Source organism: Parafannyhessea umbonata, from assembly GCF_900105025.1.
In the GTDB taxonomy this organism is placed as follows: Bacteria; Actinomycetota; Coriobacteriia; order Coriobacteriales; family Atopobiaceae; genus Parafannyhessea; species Parafannyhessea umbonata.
The window spans coordinates 1,472,156-1,493,173 of record NZ_LT629759.1; the positions used below are offsets into that span (position 1 = coordinate 1,472,156).

Genomic DNA, 21,018 nt, shown 5'->3' on the forward strand with positions numbered 1-21,018 from the left:
CGCTTGCCTAACGGTTCGGGACGCGCGGCCAAACGGTGCGGGCATCGCGGTAAGATGCATGCATCCAAAGGTCAGTTCCTTTTAGAGAAAGGACGCGATATGGGTAAGAAAGCAGCCGAGGCGCTCGAGATAAATTACGACGAGCTCGCCGACTACCTGCACAAGAACCACTCTGTGTACATGAAGGTCGGCAACGAGGTCTACTACCTCACAGACGTCAACTACGAGGCATGGCGCGCCCAGGACACCAGCATCCGCAACTCCAAGAACCACTTCGTCGACTGCAGCGACCTTGTCCCCACGGTAGACGAGTTCCTGGCGCTCCCGTTCGTGAACGGACACACCATCAAGGAGGTCTTCCCCTCCGCAACGTTCTACGCGTCTACGCCGGGCGTGAAGCAGCCGTAGCGACGGCGCGCGCCAAGGCGGCGCACCCAAGCACGGACTCGGACATAGCAAAGCCGCGGGGCGAGAAGAGCATGCTCTTCTCGCCCCGTCCCTGTGCCAAACGAATGCAATGCCATGCTCGTGGCCGCCCACCGCGCGCCACCCAACATCGCGGCCGGGACAAGGCGGCCGGACGCATCCCGCGCCCGGCGCGCGCATGTCGCCAGCCCTACTCCGCCGTGCCCTTCGTGGCCTCCATGGACTCGCTCACCTCGAGGTCCTCGTCCTGCTTCGTGAAGCCCCTCTCCAGCACGGGGATGAGCATGCGGTACGAGTTCTCCGTCGCGTTCACGTGCGGCGAGCGCTTCGCATAGCGCTTGACAGCCGCCGCGGACCTGTTGATGGCCACCAGCGTGCCGGCTCCGGCCACGCAGCCGCCCGGGCAGGCCATGCCCTCGATCAGGTAGCCGGGGTACTTGCCCTTCACGGCGTCCTTCATCATCTTGCGGCAGTCGTCCAGCCCCTCCGCGTTCACCACGTTCACCTCGCGGTCCGGATAGCGGCGGTGGATCGCGTTGACCACGGCCGTCGCCACGCCGCCCGCCACGGCAAAGTTGCGGCCGTCCGTCGAGGCCACGTCAAAGTCGCTCTTGTTGTCGTCCTCGAGCGAGAGGTAGTCGATGCCCTTGGCGTCCATCATGCCCGCCATCTCCTCGAACGTGAGGACGAAGTCCACCTCGCTCCTCACGCTCTTGCGCATGGCCTCGAGCTTCTTCGCGGAGCACGGCCCCACAAACACGATCTTGGCGTCGGGATGCTGCATGCGGATCATGCGCGCCGTCAGCGTCATGGGCGTGAGCGCCATGCTGATGCAGTCCGCGTGCTCCGGAAATTCGCGCTTTGCCATGACCGACCATGCCGGGCAGCACGAGGTTCCCATGAACGGCAGCTTGTCCGGCACCTCGTCCAGAAAGTCGTCCGCCTCCTGGCAGGTGCAGAGGTCCGCACCCAGGGCGACCTCCTCCACGCCAGAGAACCCCAGCAGCTTGAACGCCTCGCGCAGCTTGCCCACGTTGCCCTTACCGCCAAACTGGCCCACGAACGCGGGCGCCACGGCCGCGATGACCTCCTCGCCACGCGCGATGGACCAGATGACCTGCGCAATCTGGCTCTTGTCCGCGATGGCGCCAAACGGGCAGTTGATGAGGCACTGGCCGCAGCTCACGCACTTGTCGTAGTTTATGTCCGCGCGGCCGTGCTCGTCAGAGCCGATCGCGTGCATGCCGCACGCGTCCGCGCACGGGCGCACGTGGTGGTGGATCGCGTGGTACGGGCACGTCTTGAAGCACATGCCACACTTCACGCACGCGTCCTGGTCTATGTAGGCCTTCTTGTCCCTGAAGCTGATGGCCTTCTTCGGGCATATCTCGCGGCACGGGTGCGCAAGGCAGCCCTGGCACGCGTTCGTCACCTCGTACACGTTGTCCTTGCACGCGTTGCACGCGAACTTGATCACGTTGATGAGCGGCGGCTCGTAGAACACCTCGTCGCTGTTGGCTGCCTTCTCGAACCCCTCGCTCACGCGCTCCGGCCTGTCCATGCCGGAAAGCGGAAGCCCCATCGCAAGCCTGATGCGCTCGCTGATGATGGCGCGCTCCAGAAAGACGCTCTCCCTGTACGTCGCGACGTCGCCCGGCAGGATCTTGTACGGAAGCTCGTCGAACTCCTTGTCGAGCTCCTGCGTGGACTCGCCCTGCGCGTCAAGCTTGTAGCAGATTTTTGCGACCTCGCGAAACACGCTCCGCCTGATCTCGGTCAGGTTCGTGTAAACGCCTCGCATGGTATCTGCCATGGTGTCACCTCTCGTCCGTGCCCTAAGCCGCCGCGGACCGCACGCCGCGCCCCGCGCGAGGGCCACCGCGGCCCACGCACCCATTATCTAGCAACGCGCCCCCGCATCATAGTCCAAAGGCGAGAAGAACTTCCCAAAGCGGGCCGGCCACCCCGCCTCAAGGCGCAGCGCCTCTCCGGTCGCGGGGTGGGTGAGCTCCTCGCACACCGCGTGGAGCATGAGGCCGCCCGCCCCCGCCGCACGGCCACCCGAACGGCCGCCCGCCGCGCGTCCGTACAGCGCGTCGCCCACGATGGGATGTCCTGCGTGCGCAAGGTGAACGCGAATCTGGTGGCGCCGCCCCGTTCCCAGCTCAAGCAGCAAAAGCGACCTCCCGCCGCGCCGCGCGAGCACCGTCACGAGCGTGAGGGCCGGCTTGCCTCCCGCGCTCACGCGCATGCGCCGCGCGTCGTGCCTGTCGCGCCCAATCGGCGCGTCCATCCGGCGCACGCCCGCGTCAAACGAGCCCTCCACAACGGCCAGGTAGCGCTTGCGCATGCCGTGCGAGGCGACCAGCGCGTCGAGCGCCGGCTGGAACTCCGGCGCAAGCGAGAAGAGCACGACGCCAGTGGTGTCCACGTCCAGCCTCTGCACGGCCTGCGGCGCGGAAGGAACCCCCTCGCGCGCAAGCAGCGCGGCCACGTCATCCGTCAGCGTCCGCGCGCCGGTGCCGTCCCCGTGCACCAGAATGCCGGCCGGCTTGTCAACCGCCATCAGAAACGGGTCGCGATACAGGACGCGAGGCTCTTCTCGCCCGCGCGCGCCCGCGGCGCTGGCGGCACCCGCATGCGGTGCGTCCGCCGGCGCCAGCGCCAGCGTCACCACGACGCCCGGCGCAAGCGCGTCCTGTCGCCGGAGCGCCGCGCCCCCGCACGAAAGCGCACCCGCCTCGAACGTGCGCGCCACCACCGGCTTCGAGCGCACGAGCGCCGCGAGAAGCCCCTGCGCCGTACACGACGCCTCCACGCGGTAGCGCACCTGCCGCGGTCGTCCGCCCACGCCGTCCTCCGCGTCCAGGTACGTCGCAAGCCCGCCGGCCACGAGCCCGCCTCCCGCGCCCGCGGCCTGCACGCCACCCGCGCAGGCCGCGCCAGCCGCCGTCACGCCTCCTCCAGTCCGAGCATCGCGCTTTCGCCACCGGCAAGCTCCGTCGCCAGCAGCTCGTAGAACGCCAGGATCACGCTCCACACGTGGTCGGAGTCCCTCCACGCCGCACTGATGGTGATGGCCGCCTCTTCGCCCAGGCCCACGGCGCGCAGGCGCGCGTCCGGGTGGTCGCCCATGGCGCGCATCGCAAGCGCGCGCGGCACAAAGCAGGCGCCCATGCCGCGCGCCGCCAGGTCTATCAGCGTCTCGGAGTTCTTGGAGTACACGCGCACCCACGGACGCACGCCGGATCGCTCAAGCAGCCGGCGCGAGAGCGCCCCCGGCTCGTCCGCCTTGCCCAGCATCATGAACGGGCAGCGCGCAAGCGGCGCCAGGTTGCCGCGCGCCGCCTCGCGCACGGCCTCGTCCACGTCGTCGCACACGTCCCGCAAGAGGCCCTCCGCCACGAGCATCACGATCTTCTCGCGACACAGCCTGCGCACCACCAGGCCGGGCTCGTCGTCCGGCACCGTCGCGACGGCAAGGTCCACGCGCCCCTCCTTCAGAAGGCTCACCAGCTCCTGGTTTTCCGACTCGTGCAGCAGCACGTTGATGCCGGGGTGCTCGCGCTGGAAGCGCGCGATCGTGGCGGGCATCAGCATGTGGCCGCGCGTGCTGGCCACGCCCACGCCCAGAAGGCCGCGCTCGTCGCGCGAGATGTCCAGAAACTCCTGCCCCATCGTGCGCCGCAGCGCCTGGAAGCGCCGCGCGTAGCCCAGAAACACGTCGCCGGCGTACGTCAGCGTCAGCGGCACCTTGCGGTTCACCAGCCTGACGCCCAGCTCCGCCTCCACGCCCGCGATGTGCGCGGACAGCGTCTGCTGCGTCACGGACAGCCGCTCGGCCGCCTTGGTGAAGCTCTTCTCCTCCGCAAGCGCCACGAAGTAGTCCATGGTCGAGAAGTTCATGGGCCTCGCCCTCCCCCGCCCCGTGGCCTCGCGCACGCGCGGGCCGCATCACAAGTTGATCTTGTATCGCATATCGATAATAACAGTTGGACTTACGCGTGTGACCCCCCTAACCTAAGTGCCGCATACAGGGTGGCGCGCGCCGGCGGACCGGCGCGCCTTGGGCTGCGGGGAGCGGCAACATGGTCGAGGCGGGCATTCTTCTTACGTTTGCGCTGGTGCTTCTGGCGGGCATCGTGCTGGGGGCGCCGCTTCTGCCCCTGCTGGTGTTTGGCATGCTGCTGTTTGCGAGCTACGGCCTGTGGCGCGGCTTCTCCGCACGCGAGGTGGCGCGCATGGCGGCCAGCGGCCTCAAGTCCGTCGGGAGCGTGCTCACGCTCTTCGTGCTCATCGGCGCCCTCACCGCAAGCTGGCGCGCCGCGGGCACCATCCCGGCGATCACCTGCTGGTCCGCAACGCTCGTGAGCCCCAGGAACCTCGTCCTTCTCAGCTTCCTGCTCACGTCCGCCATGTCCATGCTCGTGGGCAGCTCGTACGCCGCGGCCGCCACGGTCGGCGTCATCTGCATGACGATCGCCACCGCCATGAAGGCGGACGTCGCGCTGGTGGGCGGCGCCATCCTCGCCGGCGCGTTCGTGGGCGACCGCTGCTCCCCCATGTCCTCCTCCGCCGCGCTCGTCGCCAGCATCACCAAGACGCAGGTGTTCGACAACGTGCGCCGCATGGTCCGCACGGGCGTCGTGCCGTTTGCGCTGTGCTGCGTCGTCTATGGCATCGCGGGCATGACCAGCTCCGGCAGCGCCGTGAGGCCGTCGTTCGCCGGCTCGTTCGCGTCCTCGTTCGACCTCGGCTGGATCGTGATCGTGCCCACCGTCCTCATCCTCGTGCTGTCGCTCCTGAAGGTGAGCGTCAAGAGGACCATGGTCGCGAGCCTAGTGGCCGCACTTCTCGTCTGCGTCTTCGTGCAGCACGTGAGCGTCGCGGAGCTGCCGGCCATCCTCGCGTTTGGCTACAAGTGCAAGAACATGGCCATCGCGCGCATGGTCAACGGCGGCGGCATCGTCTCTATGCTCCACATCGCGCTCGTCGTGGGCGTGGCGTCCACGTACTCCGGCATCTTCCGCGAGACCGGCCTGCTCCTGGGCCTGCGCGACTACGTCGACAAGGTCGCGCGCCACTCCACCCCGTTCGTGAGCGTGCTGCTCACGAGCATCGCCACGTGCGTCATCGCGTGCGACCAGGTCGTGGCCCTCATGCTCACGTGCCAGCTATGCGAGGGCACGGAGCGCGACGGGTCCGCCCTCGCGCTCGACCTCGAGAACAGCGCCGCCGTCATCCCGTCCGTCATCCCCTGGTCCACCTCGTGCGTCGGCATCGTCGCGTTTGTGGGCATGCCCATGACGAGCATCCTCTGGAACTGCCTCAGCGTCCTCATCCCCCTGTGGACGCTCGCGATCTCCATGTACCAGCACTCCCACGCCGGCTTCAGCGACACGCACACGGCGCGCCTGCTGGGCCTTGACCGCCGCGACGACGCGCGCCGCCTGGCAAGGGCTGCGTAGGCGAGAAGAACCGCGCACCCGCGTCCGCACCCCCCCCGGATGTGCGGCACATACGACAGACGCCCTGACCAACGAATGCTGGTCAGGGCGTCTGTCGTTATGCGATGGGCGCTGTGCGCGATGGCCGTCCCGCGCGATGGCTGCCGCGCGGGAGAGGTGGCGCTAGTTGTTGTGTGCCATGACGTTGTTTACACCGACGATGCGTGACATCGGCGGGAGGCCGCCGCAGGCGCCGTGGGGCCTGGCCCAATTGTAGCGGTCGATGAAGGGTGAGAGGGCTGCCGCCCTCTCACCCTCGCTCGCGTAGGCGCGCGCGTACTGCCACTCCTGCGCGAGCGTCCTGTTCATTCGCTCCACTTTCCCGTTCTGCCAGGGGCTGTAGGGCCTGGTGTACCTGTGCTCGATGCCGGACGCCGCGAGCCACTCGTTGAACAGCCGAGAGCGGTACCCCGGCCCGTTGTCGGTCATCACGCGCTCGACCTCGACGCCGAGGCCGCGGTAGAAGTCCCGGGCGCGACCCATGAACGCGACGCAGGTCTCCTTGCGCTCGTCGCCGAGCAGCTCGGCGTAGGCCACCCTGCTCCTGTCGTCGACCGCCACGTGCAGGCAGGCGGTGCCCGCCCCAGAGTCGGCGTGGCGCAGGGCGTCGGCGCCGCGCGCCCTCCAGCCGCCGCCGTCGGGGACCCTCGCGACCTTCTTTACGTCCACGTGCACGAGCTCGCCGGGCCTCTCCCTCTCGTAGCGGCGCGGGGTCACGGGGCCGCGCCTCCTGGGCTCGCCGGTCACGCGGTCGACGTCGGCCAGGCGCGGCAGGCCGTTGCGCGCGACGATCCTGGCGCAGGTGCGTGCGGGCACCCCGGTCTCGGCGGCGAGGGCGAGCGGGGCGAGCAGGCGGGCGCGGCGGGCCCCCACGACCCTCGCCTCGACGTCGGGGGGCGTGAGCCTCGCGAGGCGCGAGGGGCGGCTGCGGCGGTCCGACAGCGGCTCGCCCGCCTCGGCCCTCGCGATCCACTTGTGGGCCGTCTGCCTGCTCACGCCCGCCTCCCGGGCGACGGCGGACACGCTCTCGCCGGCGCGGACGCGCTCGACGAGCCTCTGCCGCCCGCGGGGCGTGAGCCGTGAGTTAGAATGCTGGAACAAGGGGGGGCTCCTCTCGCTGCAACCTTCGACAAGTCACAGCTTGGGGGAGTCCTCCCCTTTTGTCACGTCATGTGTCAACAACCTGTTGGCACACAACAGCTAGACGATATGTAGAGTGATCGGGACCTCACTCTGTAAAGCAGTGGCCATCGAGTGGCAGCGTGGGTTAGGCTCGGTCTTGAAGGAGTCCGGCTTACCACATTCACAGGAGGTCCCGACCATGTTGTACTCTACCAGCATCGGCCTTGACGTGCACGCCCGTTCCATCAGCGCCGCGGCGTTCGTCTTCGAGACGGGCGAGGTCGTGCAGCGCACGTTCGGCTACGACCCCGACGCGGTCGCCGCCTGGGCGGCCTCGCTGCCGCAGCCCGCGGGCTGCCTCTACGAGAGCGGCCCCACGGGCTTCGACCTGCAGAGGAGGCTCGTCGCCCTCGGGCTGCCCTGCCACGTGGGCGCCGTCTCGAAGATGGTGCGGCCCTCGGGCGACCGCGTCAAGACCGACAGGAGGGACGCCCTTTTCCTCTCGAGGCTGCTGGCCGTGGGAGAGTTCGTCGAGTGCGCCCCTCCCACGCCGGCCATGGAGGCGGCGCGCGACCTGTCCCGCGCCCGCGAGGACGCGCGCGAGGCGCTGATGAGGGCGCGCCACCAGCTGTCGAAGTTCCTGCTCAGGAAGGGCCACGTGTGGCCGAAGGGCAGGTCCACGTGGACCAGGGCGCACCGCGAGTGGCTGCGCTCCATCGAGCTCGACGACCCGTGCGAGCGGCTCGTGCTCGAGGAGTACGTCGCGCAGGTCAGGGAGTGCGAGGAGCGCCGCGACCGCCTCGACTCGGCCATCGCCGAGAGGTCCGGCGCCGACGACCTCGCCGGCGTCACCTCCAGGCTCCGCGCCCTGCGCGGCGTCTCGACCGTCACCGCCTTCGGGATCGCCGTCGAGATCGGCGACTTCTCCCGCTTCGCCAGCCCCAGGGCGCTCATGTCCTACGTCGGCCTCGTGCCGTCGGAGTCGTCGTCGGGCGAGACGACCTCGAGGGGCGGGATCACCAAGACCGGCAACTCGCACGTCAGGCGGCTCCTCGTCGAGGCCGCCTGGCACCACGCCAGGCCCCTGTCGCCGGCCTCCGAGACCGACGTGGCCTCGTCGGCGGGGCTCCCGGCGGAGGCGGCGGGGATTGCGGCGCGGGCCAACCGCAGGCTGCACCGCAGGTACCTCGACCTAAGGGCGAAGGGGAAGGGCGCCAACGTCACCAACGTCGCCGTCGCCCGCGAGCTCGTCGGGTTCTGCTGGGCGCTCGCCCTCTGCGGGTGAGCCGCCGAGCCGCGAAACCACCCTCCCGCACGCGCGGCGCGGCCGAGGTGTGTTATGTCAATAGTTCTTGAGCGAATATCGCATCGGGATTTGAGCGGATTTCTCACTTGACTTGGGCGGGCCCTGCGCAATTCTCGCGGGGCCCGCCCTCCGCCGCTTCGGGCGCGGCCGCCGGACCGCCTACTCCGCGCCGCCCCCGTCCGGGGACATCAGCGCGTGCCTCACGCGGTAGGACTCGCCCCTGAACTGGAGGAGCCTGCCGTGGTGGACGACGCGGTCGATCACGGCCGCGGCCATCTGGTCGTCGCCGAAGACGGACCCCCACCTCGAGAACTCCAGGTTGGTCGTGAAGACGACGGACTGCGTCTCGTAGGCCTGCGAGACCACCTGGAAGAGCAGCCTGGCCCCGTCGACGTCGAGCGGGAGGAACCCGAGCTCGTCGACGACCAGCAGCTCGGCACGGCCGACCTGGGCGAGCTCGCGGTCGAGCCTGCCCTCGTCGCGGGCCCGGCGCAGCCTGCCGACGAGCGAGGAGGCGGTGAAGAAGCGCGCGGGCCGCGCCGACTGGCACGCCAGCACGCAGAGCGCCTCGGCCATGTGGGTCTTGCCCGTGCCGACGTCGCCCATGAGCACGAGGTCCTCGCGGCCGCCCAGGAACGACAGCGAGAGCAGGTCGTCCCTGCCGAAGCCGTCCGGCCAGGACACGCACGACCAGTCGTAGCCCTCGAAGGTCTTGGCCTGCGGCAGGGCGCACCTCCTCAGGAGCTGCGCCCTCTTCGAGGCGTCCCTGCTCGCGCCCTCGGCCTCGAGGTAGCCGAGGAGGTACTCGACCTGCCTGGGCGTGCCCCTCCTGGCCCACTCCGCGAGCACGGACTTCGTGAGCGAGCACCTCTTGCCGGCCTCCACGACCGCGTCCGCCACGCTCGCGCTACTCTGCATCCCGCGCCGCCTCCCCGAGGAAGCCGTCGTAGACGGCGAGGTCGGCCTGCCCCGGCTCGGGGCCGCCCGCGGCCACGCGCCTCGCGAGCGCGTCGCAGGACGCGTCGTCCGGGACCCTGCCGCCCGCGAAGATCCTCGCGGCCGCCTCGCAGGCGGCGCCGAAGCCGGAGTGCTCGGACGCCCTCCCTATCGCCCTGAGGGCCTTCCTCCTCCCGGCCTTGTCGCAGCGGTCGAGCTCTCCCACGAGCGCCCCGGGCATGTCGCGCCTGATGGTCGACTCCCCGAAGGCCCTCGGCCTCGCCACCAGCGCCGGGATCAGCGACGCCGGGTTCCTCACGGTCTCGCCCTCACCGAAGCTGCGCGCGAGCGTGGCGACGCGCCTGCCCCGGTCGGCGAGGACCTCGACCGACCTGGCGCGCACGCCCACCACGAGCTCGCGGTCGTGCCAGGCGGGCCCGACGCAGTAGAGGTTGCCGTCCACGCGCACGTAGCCGCGCTTGTCGGCGCGCGCGTGCGTCCACCTGACCGCGTCGAAGGGCGCGCCCGGCAGGGCCAGCATCCCGGCGAGGTCCTCGCGGAGCGCCTCCGGCGTGGGCGCCCCGGCCCTGTTCCTCGCGCCGGCGTTGATCCGCTCGCAGCCGGCCCTGAGCCCCTCGTTGAGCTCGTCGACCGAGGCGGCCTCGGGCACGGGGACGAGCAGGTTCCGGCGGAGGAACCCCACGGCGTTCTCGACGGAGCCCTTCTCGTTGCCGGAGTGCGGGTTGCAGAAGCGGACCTCGCAGCGGTAGTGGGCCCTGAAGTGCGAGAACAGCTCGGACTCGGTGACGATGCCGCGGAGCATGCGCCCGGCCTCCGTGGCGTTGTCGAGCACGAGGACGCGCGGGGCCCGCCCGGCCCACTCGAAGACGAGGCGCAGGCCCCAGCAGAGGCACTCGGACCTCTCGAGCTCCATTGCCACGCAGAAGCGGGCGTTCGAGTGGGGCAGCGTCACGACGAGGAGCCTGAGGGTGCGCGGGACGCCCGCGACGACCGCGCGGAACGACCCGTAGTCGACCTGCGCGGTGCCGGGCTCCCAGGCGAGCTCGAGGTAGCCCTCGCGCGGGGAGCGCGAGTGCCCGCGCCTCCACTCGCCCACGTATCGGCACACGGTCGAGTAGGAGCCCGCGTAGCCGCGCTCCTCCACCAGCCTGTCGTAGATCCTCTTCGCCGTGTGGCGCTGCTTCCTGGGCGCGCCGAGGTCGGCCTCCAGGACGGAGTCCACCCACGCGGCGTCGGCGTCGATCGCGGGGTGCGGCCTCGCGCTCACGGGCGCGGCCGGCGACATGTCCTCCATGTCCGCGTACTTGCGGACGGTGTTGCGGCTCACATGGAGCTCGCGCGCTATCTGCGACCTGGACGCACCACCGGCGTCCAGTTCCCTGATAGCCTGTCTTGTGTCAAGGGGCACGGTCATCCTTCCTTCCTCTCCGGGCGGGCCTCGTCCGACTCATCATCAATCCCGCCCGGAGGAAACATAGCGGGGGCCGTGCCCCTTGCGCGGCCCGGGCACGGCCCCCATGCGAATACTGCTCAATTCCCGATGCGTACGGTGGTCAGGTCCCCGTGCGACATCCGCGCAGTTCCTATTGAAAATCAACACCGAGGCGCGTGGGGCACCCCGCGATTCGACTATGCGCAGCGAGGCCGGGCCTCGCCACGCGCGACCCTAGACCAGCGGAGCTCCCCAGCCGAAGCGTCGGAATGCGTTAGCCAACACGCGGATATCAGACTTGCAGTCGTGCGTCGAACCAGACACGCCCTGGGCGCCGTCGCGCGGGAGGTGGCCATAGAAAAAGGTGGGCCGGTCCCCGAGAAGTCGGAGGCTGGCCCACCTTTGCCACTTGACAAGTCTATCTACATATCAGTCGAGCTTGTGGCCGCACTCGCCGCAGAAGTGGTCGCCCGGCTCGACGGGGGCGCCGCAGTTGGGGCAGAACGACGTCTTGGGTGCGACCTCCGTGGGAGCCACGGGAGCGGGGTCCGCGGGAGCCTGGTTGGAGCGGTCGAGCACCGTCGTGGGCGCGGTCTCGAAGGCGTCGGGCTCGGGCGTCGGCACAGGCTCGGGTGCGGAAGCGACGGGCGCCTCGGGTGCGGGAGCCGGAGCGACGGGGGCAACCGGCGCGGGCGAGGGAGTCGGTGCCGGAGCGGGCGTCGCGGGCGCGGAGGACGCGTCGCTAAAGAGCTTGCGCCTGATATCCGAGGTGTTGCGCGCGATCATGACGTTCAGTATCGCGAACTCGTAGCCCACGCGGAGCAGGATCTCGAGCACGATGCACAGCAGGGCCATGCCCACAAGAGAGCCCAAAAACGCGCCGAAGCCAAAGCTGAGGGAGCTCAGGGCAACCGATGCGCAGGCAAACAGGATGAACAGGGCGTTAAAGATGTAGAGCGCCTTCAGGATCTTGTCGATGAGCAGGATGTCGAAGCGCAGGAACGGACCCCAGCTCTTTTTGTCCTTGAAGCTCAGGTGGAGCTCGTTCTTATCGGAGATGAAGCGCTTGTAGCCCATGACCGTGAGTACGATGGCCGCGATGAACGCGACGAGTATGAGCACGCCCTCTGCTGCGCCGAAGCCAAAGAGCTGCCCCAAGGGGTTGCTGTTGTAGCCGTAGCCCCCGTAGCCGTACGAGTTGATTCCAAACATGTGCGATTCCTTTCGTTGGTGCGGTCAGTCTGACGCGGGGGTGGCGGAAGCCGTTCTTCTCGCCCGTCCCGCGGAAGGCCCTGGAACAAAACCTAGAACTTGATGGTCGGATAGACCTCCTGGTAGTCCTGCAGCGCGATCACCTTGCCCGTGTTGGGGTCCTTGCCGTCGGCGATCGGCCTCAGGATCTCTTCCTTGTACGGGGCGGGGTCCTCGTAGACGAGGTCGGTCGTCCACGCGTTCGATATGCACGCAATGCGTGACTGCAGGTCGTTGAGGCAGCGCATGACCGCGGCGTGCTGCGTGGCGTACGAGCTGCCCTCGGGAACCTGGATGCTCGAGAACGAGGTCGCGTCGCTCTGGATGCTCTGCTCCAGGGCGTAGCACTCCTGCGCCGCGGCGTAGCGCTTGCTGAAGTCGGTGCTCAGGTAGATGGTGTTGAACGTGGTCGCGCAGCTCGCGATGCGGGAGTCGTAGTCGCCCAGCCTGTTGTAGTACGGCAGAATCTGAGCCTTGAACTGCGCGTCCGTCGCACTCTTCTCGGCATCGCGCTGCGCCTGGGCCGCCGCCTCGGCCTTGCGCTCGGCCTCCTCCTCGGCCTTCTCCTCCGCCTTGGCCTTCGCCTCCTCGGCCTTCCTCTTGGCCTCGGCCGCCTTCTTCCGGTCTGCCTTGCCCTTGGCAGCCTCGCTCTTCTCGCCCGCGACCCCCTGGGCCTGCCCGTCGCGTGCCTGCCACGGCAGAGCGTTGCCACTTGCGCTCCACGCGATCAGGAACACGAGCGCAAGGGCGAGAAGGGCCGCCGCCACGATGGCAACGATGGTTCCCGTGCCAAGCTTCCGTTTGGCCTGCGACGTCGGGACGCCCGCTGGTGCAGTGGCTTGCGCGATCGTGGCGTCTGGCGCGGACGATGCGTCTGCGACCGGGGCGCCGCACCTTGCGCAGAACTTCTTGCCGGGCTGAATAGGTGCTCCACAGCTTGTGCAGAAGCGAGTCGCCATCTTTCGTCCAATCTTCCGGTACCCTTATCGCGGTTGCGCGTGGGCAAATGCTACCACGCCGACCCGACCGAACGTCGTCGGACGGGCTCATCTAATGCATCCGTAACCAACCGACGGCGGATCGTTCCAACCTAGCACATGCCTTGCGATGCGAGGGCACTCGGACGAGATCCACGCGGGCGCGGGAGACATCACAAACCGACAGAACGCGATTCTGTCAGTTTGTGATGGGCCACGAGGGCAGAAAGGCCTCTTTCTTGCCCAAAAAGGCATCACTACCTGACAGATGTGGCATCTGTCAGGTAGTGATGTAGTGGGGCGGTGGTGTCGCGGGCGCCTTCGGCTATGCCAGGCGGGACTTCACCTCGCTGGCGAGGTCCGCCATGGGCACCTGCACCTGCTCGTGCGTGGACATGTCGCGAAGCGTGGCCACGCCGGCCGCGACCTCGTCGGAGCCGAGCACGACGCACAGGCGCGCGTTGTGCTTGTCCGCCTGCTTGAACTGGCTCTTGAGCGAGCGGCCCTGGTAGTCCGCCTCGGTGCGGACGCCCGCCTGGCGAAGCGCGAGCGTGGCGCGGAAGACGGCGTCGCGCTCGTCGGCGCCGGTGCACGCGACGTACACGCACGCGGGCTCGTCGCCGTCCACGTTTACGCCGAGGGTCTGGAGCGCCAGGTACATGCGCTCGAAGCCGACGGCAAAGCCGATGCCCGGCGTGGGCTTGCCGCCCTCGAGCTCCATCAGGCCGTCGTAGCGGCCGCCGCCACCGATGGCGCCGACGCCCGCGCCCTGGCACTCGACCTCGAACACGGTGCGCGTGTAGTAGTCGAGCCCGCGAACGAGCGTGGGGTCCTCGACGTAGTCGATGCCGGCCTCGTCCAGGTACTGCTTGACCTTGGCGTAGTGCGCGGCGCAGTCGTCGCACAGGTTGTCCTTCGCGAGAGGGGCGTCCGCCATGACCTCACGGCAGTGGTCGTTCTTGCAGTCAAAGCTGCGCAGAGGGTTGATCTCGGCGCGCTCCAGGCAGTCCTCGCACATCTCGTCCTTGTGGTCGAGGATGAAGTCGCGGACCTTCTGGCGGTAGGCGGGACGGCACGCGGCGTCGCCCATCGAGTTGATGCGGAGCGTGAGCTGCTTGGGGTCGAAGCCCATGCGCTTGTAGAACTCCATCAGCATGATGATGCACTCGGCATCCGCCGCGGGGTCCGGGGCGCCGAGCCACTCGACCCCCACCTGGTGGAACTGGCGCAGGCGCCCCTTCTGCGGGCGCTCGCCGCGGAACATCGCCTCGCCATACCACAGCTTGACGGGGGCACCGCCCTGCGGGACGAAGTTGTTCTCGACCGCGGCGCGCACGACGCCGGCCGTTCCCTCCGGGCGCATCGCCATGCGCTGCTTCGCCTTCAGGCCGCTCTCCGTGCCGGCGTCCAGCAGGCGCTCCATGAGCGCGCCGGAGAACACGCGGAACATCTCCTTGCGGACGACGTCCGTCGACTCGCCGATGCCGTGCACGAACGTGTCAACCTGCTCGATGGCGGGGGTCTCTATCATGTCGAACCCGTACGCGCCAAAGAGCTCGCGCGCGACGTCCTGCATGTGCTGCCACGCACGCATGTACCCGCCGTACAGGTCCTCGGTACCCTGGATCTTTTGAGCCATGTCTGGCCTCCTTCCGCGCCTTCAGCGCGACCATGGCCGTGGCCACAAACGCCGTACGACGCACGACGCCTTCCACGTCCAACAGGTAGGCAGTATACGCCTCTGGCCCCTGCCGGCGGAGTCCGACGCCCAACCTTAACTCTCCGCACAACGACGCCGCATATTGGGGCGGGGGGCGCGTCCGCGGCCCGCAAGCACCGTCCCTATCGCAGGGTCTCGCGCTCGTAGTCGCTCATCGGCACCAGCCAGCCGCGCTCGGCGAGCGCCTCCCCTATCGCGTCCAGGTCCTCCTCGCTGTCGGCGACCACGTGGTGGAAGTGGTAGCCGCTCGTCGTCCCGCTCAGGAGGGACGACCTGCTGTCCTTCAGCTCCGCCAGAAAGCGCTCCACGTCGCGTCGGCTCGACAGTCCCAGCGCCGCGGACATCTGCCCGTAGGTGCGGTGGTTCACCATGGTGTCCTCCACCGTGCCACCCATGTCCACGATCAGGTAGAGCTCGTCGGCCACCTCGCCCGGACCGTGGTGCAGCTTGAACAGACGGCGCGGGCGCCTGTCGCGCACCAGCACGTAGCCGCGGTTCGTGGATGCGACGCCATGCCCGTCCGCGCGCAGCAGCGCCACGTCCTGCACGATCACCTGTCTGCTCACGCCCAGCTCGCGCGCAAGGGCGCCGCCAGATACCGGGGTCGGCGCCTTCTCCAAGAGCTCCACTATGCGCGCGCGACGCTCCCCGCCGCCCATAACTACCTGCCCTCCACCGTAAGGTGCTTCAGCGACAGGTCCAGTATCGGGGCGGAATGCGTAAGCGCGCCGGACGACACGTAGTCAACGCCCAGGTCCACCAGGGTCGCGGCCTTTTCGGCGTCCACGTTGCCGGACACCTCCACCTCGGCCCGCCCCGCAATGATGCCCATGGCCTCACGCATGAGCTCGTGGTCCATGTTGTCGAGCATGATGATGTCCGCACCCGCGTCCACGGCCTCGCGCACCATGTCCAGGGTCTCGACCTCGACCTCGACCTTGCGCACGAACGGCGCGTGCCTGCGGGCGGCCTCGATGGCCTCGCGCACGCCGCCGGCCGCGTCTATGTGGTTGTCCTTAAGCAGCACGCCGTCCGACAGGTTGTAGCGGTGGTTGCCTCCCCCGCCCACACGCACGGCCTCCTTCTCGAAAACGCGCATGTTCGGGCAGGTCTTGCGCGTGTCCACAAGCCGCGTGCGCGTCCCGGCAAACAGCGCGGCCATCGAGCGGGTCATCGTCGCGATGCCGCTCATGCGCTGCAGGTAGTTCAGCGCGACCCTCTCGCCCGAGAGCAGCGCGCGCACGTGGGCGTGCACGCTTCCCAGCACCTGCCCCTCGCGCACGTCGTCTCCCTCCGATACGGAAAGCTCCGTCGTGGTGGTCGCGTCCAGCAGCTCGAACGTCCGCGCAAACACGTCGAGCCCGCAGATGACGCCGTCCTGCTTCGCGATCAGCTGCACGCGGCCCACGGCCTCGGGGCCAATGACCGATGCCGTCGTGACGTCCTCGCTGGTGACGTCCTCGCGCAGGGCCTGCAGTATGAGCGGCTCCGCCTGGAGCCTCAGGCTGACGGGATCCATCCGTGCCTCCTCCTCACGATGTCCCGCGCCGCCAGGCGCGAGAAGACCAGGCTCTCGAGCAGCGAGTTGCTGGCCAACCTGTTCTTGCCGTGCACGCCGTTGCAGCTCGTCTCGCCCGCGGCGTACAGGTGCTCCATCTGCGTGCGGGAGTCCTGGTCAACGTGGATGCCGCCCATCAGGTAGTGCTGCGCGGGCACCACGGGGATCGGCTCCCGCGTGATATCGTAGCCCTCCTCAAGGCAGTGCTGGTAAATGTGCGAGAAGTGCTCGCGACACACCTCTTCCGGCACGTTCGCGAACGAGAGCCACACGTGCCTGGTGCCGTCCTTCTGCATCTGGCGCCTGATGGCGGCAGACACCACGTCGCGCGGCTGGAGCTCGTCCGTGAAGCGCTCGCCGTGCGCGTCCAGGAGCACCGCCCCCTCGCCGCGGCATGCCTCCGATATCAGGAAGGAGCGACCAGGCTTGGTCGAGAAGAGCGTGGTGGGATGTATCTGCACGTAGTCCATGTGCTCGAGCGCCACGCCGTGCTCCTGGCACACGCGGCAGCCGTCGCCCGTGAGGCAGGGGTAGTTCGTGGAGTGCTCGTACAGGCCGCCGACCCCGCCCGTGGCCAGCACCGTGTCGCGGGCCCGGATGGCAAGTCCTTCTCCCCTGGCGTCCCGCGCGTGCACGCCCACGCAGGCGCCGTCCTTCACCAGGAGGTCGTCCATGGTGGTGTACTCCATGATGCGCACGTTGCGCAGCTCGCGCACGCGCGCCAGCAGCTTGGTGGTGATCTCCCTGCCAGTGACGTCCGCGTGGTGCACGATGCGGTTTCTGCTGTGCGCGCCCTCGCGCGTGTAGTCCAGGTCGCCCGCGGGCGTGCGGTCAAACTCCACGCCCATGCGGATGAGGTCGTTTATGATCTCGCGGCTCGACCAGATCATGGTGTCCACGCTCTCGGGGCGGCATTCGTTGTGGCCGGCGCGCATGGTGTCGTCGAACCAGTAGTCGTAGTCGTCGTGGTCGCGCATCACGCAGATGCCGCCCTGCGCGAGCATGGAGTCGCAGCTTGCCACGTCCTGTTTGCTGAGCATCGCGATGCGCAGGTGGCGCGGCAGGTTCAGCGCCGCGTACAGCCCGGCCACGCCGCAGCCCACGATGCACACGTCAAAGCTTATGTCACGCTCGCCCTGCGCCGCGTCCCTTCCCTCGCTCGTCACGACAGCCCCCTCCCGCGCGCTCATCGTGCCGCCAGCTCGAGCATGCGCTCGAGCGGGGCCATGGCCCTCTCCGCGTTGTCCGGAAGCGACACCTCGCCGAGGTTGCCCTCGAGCGCGGCGAGGACCTTCTCCGGCCCCACCATCGCCATGTTCGGGCAGATGGGCGGCGTCGCCGGGAAGTAGACGCGCTTGCCCTGGCCGGCCGTGAGGGGGCCGATCTCGGCCGCGACGCCCACCACCGTCAGCACGATGAACTCGTGCGCGTCGCTTTGGGCGATGTGCTCGATGATCTGCTTCGTCGAGCCTATGTAGTCCGCCTCGCGCAGCACCTCCTCGGAGCACTCCGGGTGCGCACAGACCTCCGCCTCGGGGTGCTCAAGCTCCAGGCGCTCCACCTCCTGTGGGATGATGCGCTGGTGCGTGGGGCAGTAGCCGCGGTTCAGGATCACGTTCTTCTGGGGCAACTGCTCTGCCACGTAGCGGCCGAGGTTCATGTCCGGAATAAACAGCACGTTGCGCTCGGGCAGCTGTGATATCACCTTCACGGCGTTCGAGGACGTCACGCACACGTCCGACCACGTCTTTATCTCTGCGGTCGAGTTGATGTAGCACGCCACGGCCACGTCGCCGGCGTACCGTGCGCGGACCTTCTCCACATCCTCGCGACGCACCATGTACGCCATGGGACACAGGGCGCGCGGCTCCGGGTTCAGCACGCGGCGTGCCGGGTTCAGGAGCTTCACGCTCTCCGCCATGAACGACACCCCTGCGAGCACGATGGTGTCGCAGTCGAGCGTCTTGGCAAGGCGTGCCAGGTAGAACGAGTCGCCCACGTAGTCCGCGAGCGCCTGGGTCTCAGCCGGCACGTAGTAGTGCGCCAGCACCACGGCCCTGCGCTCGCGCTTCAGCTCCTGTACGCGGCGCTCGATGCGCGCGAGCTCCTCCGCGGAGAGGTCCGATCCCCGACCGCTCCTGAAGCGTCGCGTCGCCTCGCGGAGGCTCTCCTCCTCCACCGGCGTCCTTACGTAGTCTTCCACAGCACTGCCCTCCCACGGGCGCGCCCCTCTGGCGCGCACTGGGTCCGCAGTATGCCACCTGACAAGACAGCTGACAAGTCATGTGACTTGTCAGCTGAAAACTCCTTATGCCGCACAGATGGCCCGCACAGATGGCACCTAGGGTGCCAAGGCGTCAAAACGGCATCCACAAGCAGGCATTATGCCAGGCCCTCGTCCCTTTCCTCCGGATAGGTCACGCCCCACTCGCGGCGCAGACCGGTCATCAGGTCCATCACGTCTGAGGCATAGTCGATCAGGCCGGCGGCCCGCTCGTCACCTGCGACAGCGCGCTCGAGGTCCGCGATCTCGTAGTCGAGCGCATAGCCCTCGACACCGCAGCGGACCTCCTCGACGCGCCCGTCCTCGGTCCACACTATCCTCGCCTCGTCGGCGCGCGGGTAGTCGGTCACCTCGACGTAGCACCTGTCGAACGAGAGGATGCCACGCTTTGGCTGCTTGGAGTGGAGGCTCAGCGTGAAGGTGGCGATTTGGCCGTCCGGGTTCCTCATCACGATGCCCGAGGTCTGGTCCACCCCGGTCGACGCGAGGTTCGCGAGCGAGAGCACCTCCTGCGGCTGGCTCTGCATGAACTGGCGCGCGAACGTGATGGCGTACACGCCGATGTCGAGCATGGCGCCACCAGCGAGGTTCGGGTTATAGAAGCGGTTCGTGAGGTCGCCGTACTCCTTGTACGAGCCAAAGTTCACCTGCGCCAGATTCAGCGCGCCAAACTCCCCTGCCGCCTGGCGGCGCAGCAGCTCCCTGTATAGGGGCATGTGCAGGATCGTCGTGGCGTCCATCAGGACGACGTGGTGCTCGTCCGCGATGGCGCGCGCCTCCGCAAGCTCCTCGGAGTTCAGGGTGATGGACTTCTCGCACAGCACGTGCTTCCCGGCCGCAAGCGTCGCGCGCAGGTAGCGGATGTGCGTGTTGTGCGGCGTCGTCACGTACACCGCGTCCACCTCGTCGTCAGCGCACAGCTCCTCCAGGGAGCCGTACACGCGCTCCACCCCGTAGCGCTCGGCAAACGCCTCCGCCTTCGCCTGCGTGCGGTTGCACACGCCGTGCAGGCGCCGCCCCGCAAGCGCCAAGGACTGGGCCATCTGGTTCGCGATCACGCCGCAGCCGATCACCGCCCAGCGCAGCTTCGGCGCCTCGAAGACGTCGCTCGGAAACTCCCTGCCCTCAACCTCGGCAAACGCCGCCACCGCCGCCTGCGCGGAATCGAGTGGTCTTTGTGCCATGCTCACGCGAACCCCCTTCGGACGCCCTGTCAGACTACATCGATTCTAGACGAGAAAGGACGCCCCCTTCCCAGACACGTCGTCCGGAAAGGGAGCGTCCACACACGGGGCATCACCCCGCGCACGAGTCTCTCTTGCTACTCCACGTCGATCTTGTGGACCCAGCCAAACTTGTCCTCGATCTCGCCGGACTGGATGCCCGTCAGGGTCTCGCGCAGCTTCTTCATCACGGGACCAACGTGCTCCATGCCATAGACGACCTGCTTGTCGTCGGAGTCGACCTCGCCCACCGGGCTGATGACGGCCGCGGTGCCGCACATGCCGCACTCCACAAACTGGTCGATCTCGTCAAAGCGCACGGGGCGCTGGGTCACCTTGATGCCCAGGTAGTTCTCGGCCACGTCCACCAGCGAGCGGCGCGTGATGGACGGCAGGATCGAGTCGGTGTGCGACTGCGGAACCACGAGGTTGCCGTCCTTGTCCACAAACAGGAAGTTCGCGCCACCGGACTCCTCCACGTACGTGCGGGTCTCGGGGTCCAGGAACATGTTGTCCGCATAGCCCGCCGCATGCGCCTCGACGGAGGGCAGAAGCGACATGGCGTAGTTCAGGCCGGCCTTTATGTTGCCGGTGCCGTGCGGTGCCGCGCGGTCATACTTGGAAACCTGCACCTTCACGGGCTTCACGCCGCCCTTGTAGTAGGCGCCCACCGGCGTCACCAGGATGCGGAACTGGTACTCGTCGGCCGGCTTCACGCCGATGACGTTGCCGGTCGCGATCATGAGCGGACGGATGTACAGCGTCGCACCGGAGCCAAACGGCGGCACCCAGGCGGCGTTCGCGCGGACGACCTTCTCGACGGCGTCCACGAAGCGGTCCTCCGGGAACGGCGGCATCACGATGCGGCGGGCGCTGTTGGCCATGCGCTTCGCGTTCTGGTCGGGCCTGAAGCAGACGATGTCGCCCTTCTCGGTGGTGTATGCCTTGAGGCCCTCGAAGACCTCCTGGCAGTAGTGGAAGATGCCAGCGCACTCGGAGAGGGTAATGGAGTGGTCGGTGGTTAGCGCCCCTTCGTCCCACTTGCCGTCCTTGTAGTTGGAAACGTAGCTGTAGTCCGTGGGCTGGTAGGCAAACCCGAGGGCGCCCCAGTCTATGTCCTTCTTCTCCATCAACACACTCCTCACGATAGAACCGTATCCCCGCTTGCGCGCGGAGTGCAGAAGAGTCTACTACGGCGAGAAGAACGTGGCGTTTTATATCGCACGGATGAGACAGGCCTGAAACACTTCGCGCG

General features: G+C 68.2%; 18 protein-coding genes. 3 read left to right on the top strand and 15 right to left on the bottom strand.

Going from position 1 to position 21,018, the window contains the following annotated elements; all coding sequences use genetic code 11:
* The first annotated feature begins 99 nt into the window (after window positions 1-99).
* Window positions 100-408: a CDP-alcohol phosphatidyltransferase gene (locus BLT96_RS06640; protein WP_090862819.1), complete on the top strand. Its 309-nt coding sequence runs from the start codon at window positions 100-102 to the stop codon at window positions 406-408.
* Between the two features lie 208 nt (window positions 409-616).
* Here BLT96_RS06640 and BLT96_RS06645 read toward each other — a convergent pair whose 3' ends face one another.
* The 3 genes from BLT96_RS06645 to BLT96_RS06655 form a co-directional block, all read right to left on the bottom strand.
* Window positions 617-2,239, bottom strand: a complete 1,623-nt coding sequence (locus tag BLT96_RS06645; protein WP_090862822.1) for a 4Fe-4S dicluster domain-containing protein — start codon at window positions 2,237-2,239, stop codon at window positions 617-619.
* Between the two features lie 87 nt (window positions 2,240-2,326).
* A complete protein-coding gene (locus tag BLT96_RS10790) occupies window positions 2,327-3,382 on the bottom strand; it encodes an RluA family pseudouridine synthase (RefSeq protein ID WP_245719240.1) in 1,056 nt (351 codons plus the stop codon).
* A complete protein-coding gene (locus BLT96_RS06655; protein ID WP_090862825.1) occupies window positions 3,379-4,332 on the bottom strand; it encodes a LysR family transcriptional regulator in 954 nt (317 codons plus the stop codon). The genes BLT96_RS10790 and BLT96_RS06655 overlap by 4 nt, the downstream gene beginning before the upstream one ends.
* Window positions 4,333-4,514: 182 nt before the next feature.
* Here BLT96_RS06655 and BLT96_RS06660 point away from each other — a divergent pair, with 182 nt between their 5' ends.
* Window positions 4,515-5,894 (top strand): Na+/H+ antiporter NhaC family protein, encoded by a 1,380-nt coding sequence (locus BLT96_RS06660; protein WP_090862828.1) that lies wholly within the window; start codon window positions 4,515-4,517, stop codon window positions 5,892-5,894.
* Window positions 5,895-6,056: 162 nt separating this feature from the next.
* On the opposite strand, the gene BLT96_RS06665 is transcribed toward BLT96_RS06660, so the two are convergent.
* Window positions 6,057-7,034, bottom strand: coding sequence for an IS481 family transposase (locus BLT96_RS06665; RefSeq protein ID WP_090862831.1), 978 nt, complete (start codon window positions 7,032-7,034; stop codon window positions 6,057-6,059).
* A 220-nt stretch (window positions 7,035-7,254) separates the two neighbouring features.
* Here BLT96_RS06665 and BLT96_RS06670 point away from each other — a divergent pair, with 220 nt between their 5' ends.
* Entirely contained in the window at window positions 7,255-8,340 is a 1,086-nt protein-coding gene (locus BLT96_RS06670) for an IS110 family RNA-guided transposase (protein ID WP_090861223.1), read from the top strand.
* A 180-nt stretch (window positions 8,341-8,520) separates the two neighbouring features.
* On the opposite strand, the gene istB is transcribed toward BLT96_RS06670, so the two are convergent.
* The 11 genes from istB to BLT96_RS06725 form a co-directional block, all read right to left on the bottom strand.
* Window positions 8,521-9,279 carry an IS21-like element helper ATPase IstB gene (gene istB, locus BLT96_RS06675; protein WP_090862493.1) on the bottom strand — a complete coding sequence of 253 codons (759 nt, stop codon included), beginning with the start codon at window positions 9,277-9,279 and terminating at the stop codon, window positions 8,521-8,523.
* Window positions 9,269-10,732, bottom strand: coding sequence for an IS21 family transposase (gene istA / locus BLT96_RS06680; protein WP_090862490.1), 1,464 nt, complete (start codon window positions 10,730-10,732; stop codon window positions 9,269-9,271). Before istA ends, istB begins: the two co-directional genes overlap by 11 nt.
* A 447-nt stretch (window positions 10,733-11,179) precedes the next feature.
* Window positions 11,180-11,962: a zinc-ribbon domain-containing protein gene (locus tag BLT96_RS06685; RefSeq protein ID WP_090864263.1), complete on the bottom strand. Its 783-nt coding sequence runs from the start codon at window positions 11,960-11,962 to the stop codon at window positions 11,180-11,182.
* A 92-nt stretch (window positions 11,963-12,054) separates the two neighbouring features.
* A complete protein-coding gene (locus BLT96_RS06690) occupies window positions 12,055-12,960 on the bottom strand; it encodes a zinc ribbon domain-containing protein (protein WP_090862834.1) in 906 nt (301 codons plus the stop codon).
* A gap of 343 nt (window positions 12,961-13,303) precedes the next feature.
* Window positions 13,304-14,617 (bottom strand): histidine--tRNA ligase, encoded by a 1,314-nt coding sequence (hisS, locus tag BLT96_RS06695; protein WP_090862838.1) that lies wholly within the window; start codon window positions 14,615-14,617, stop codon window positions 13,304-13,306.
* Between the two features lie 203 nt (window positions 14,618-14,820).
* Complete coding sequence (locus BLT96_RS06700) at window positions 14,821-15,357, bottom strand: transcription repressor NadR (protein WP_090847339.1); 537 nt, start codon at window positions 15,355-15,357, stop codon at window positions 14,821-14,823.
* Between the two features lie 2 nt (window positions 15,358-15,359).
* On the bottom strand, window positions 15,360-16,217 hold the full coding sequence (gene nadC / locus BLT96_RS06705; RefSeq protein WP_090862841.1) for a carboxylating nicotinate-nucleotide diphosphorylase: 858 nt from the start codon (window positions 16,215-16,217) through the stop codon (window positions 15,360-15,362).
* Window positions 16,199-17,422, bottom strand: a complete 1,224-nt coding sequence (locus tag BLT96_RS06710; RefSeq protein WP_245719241.1) for an L-aspartate oxidase — start codon at window positions 17,420-17,422, stop codon at window positions 16,199-16,201. Before BLT96_RS06710 ends, nadC begins: the two co-directional genes overlap by 19 nt.
* Before the next feature lie 20 nt (window positions 17,423-17,442).
* On the bottom strand, window positions 17,443-18,459 hold the full coding sequence (gene nadA, locus BLT96_RS06715; protein WP_197674333.1) for a quinolinate synthase NadA: 1,017 nt from the start codon (window positions 18,457-18,459) through the stop codon (window positions 17,443-17,445).
* A gap of 179 nt (window positions 18,460-18,638) precedes the next feature.
* Window positions 18,639-19,724, bottom strand: a complete 1,086-nt coding sequence (locus tag BLT96_RS06720) for a Gfo/Idh/MocA family protein (protein ID WP_090864266.1) — start codon at window positions 19,722-19,724, stop codon at window positions 18,639-18,641.
* A gap of 137 nt (window positions 19,725-19,861) precedes the next feature.
* Entirely contained in the window at window positions 19,862-20,893 is a 1,032-nt protein-coding gene (locus BLT96_RS06725) for a branched-chain amino acid aminotransferase (RefSeq protein ID WP_090862846.1), read from the bottom strand.
* Window positions 20,894-21,018: the final 125 nt, after the last annotated feature.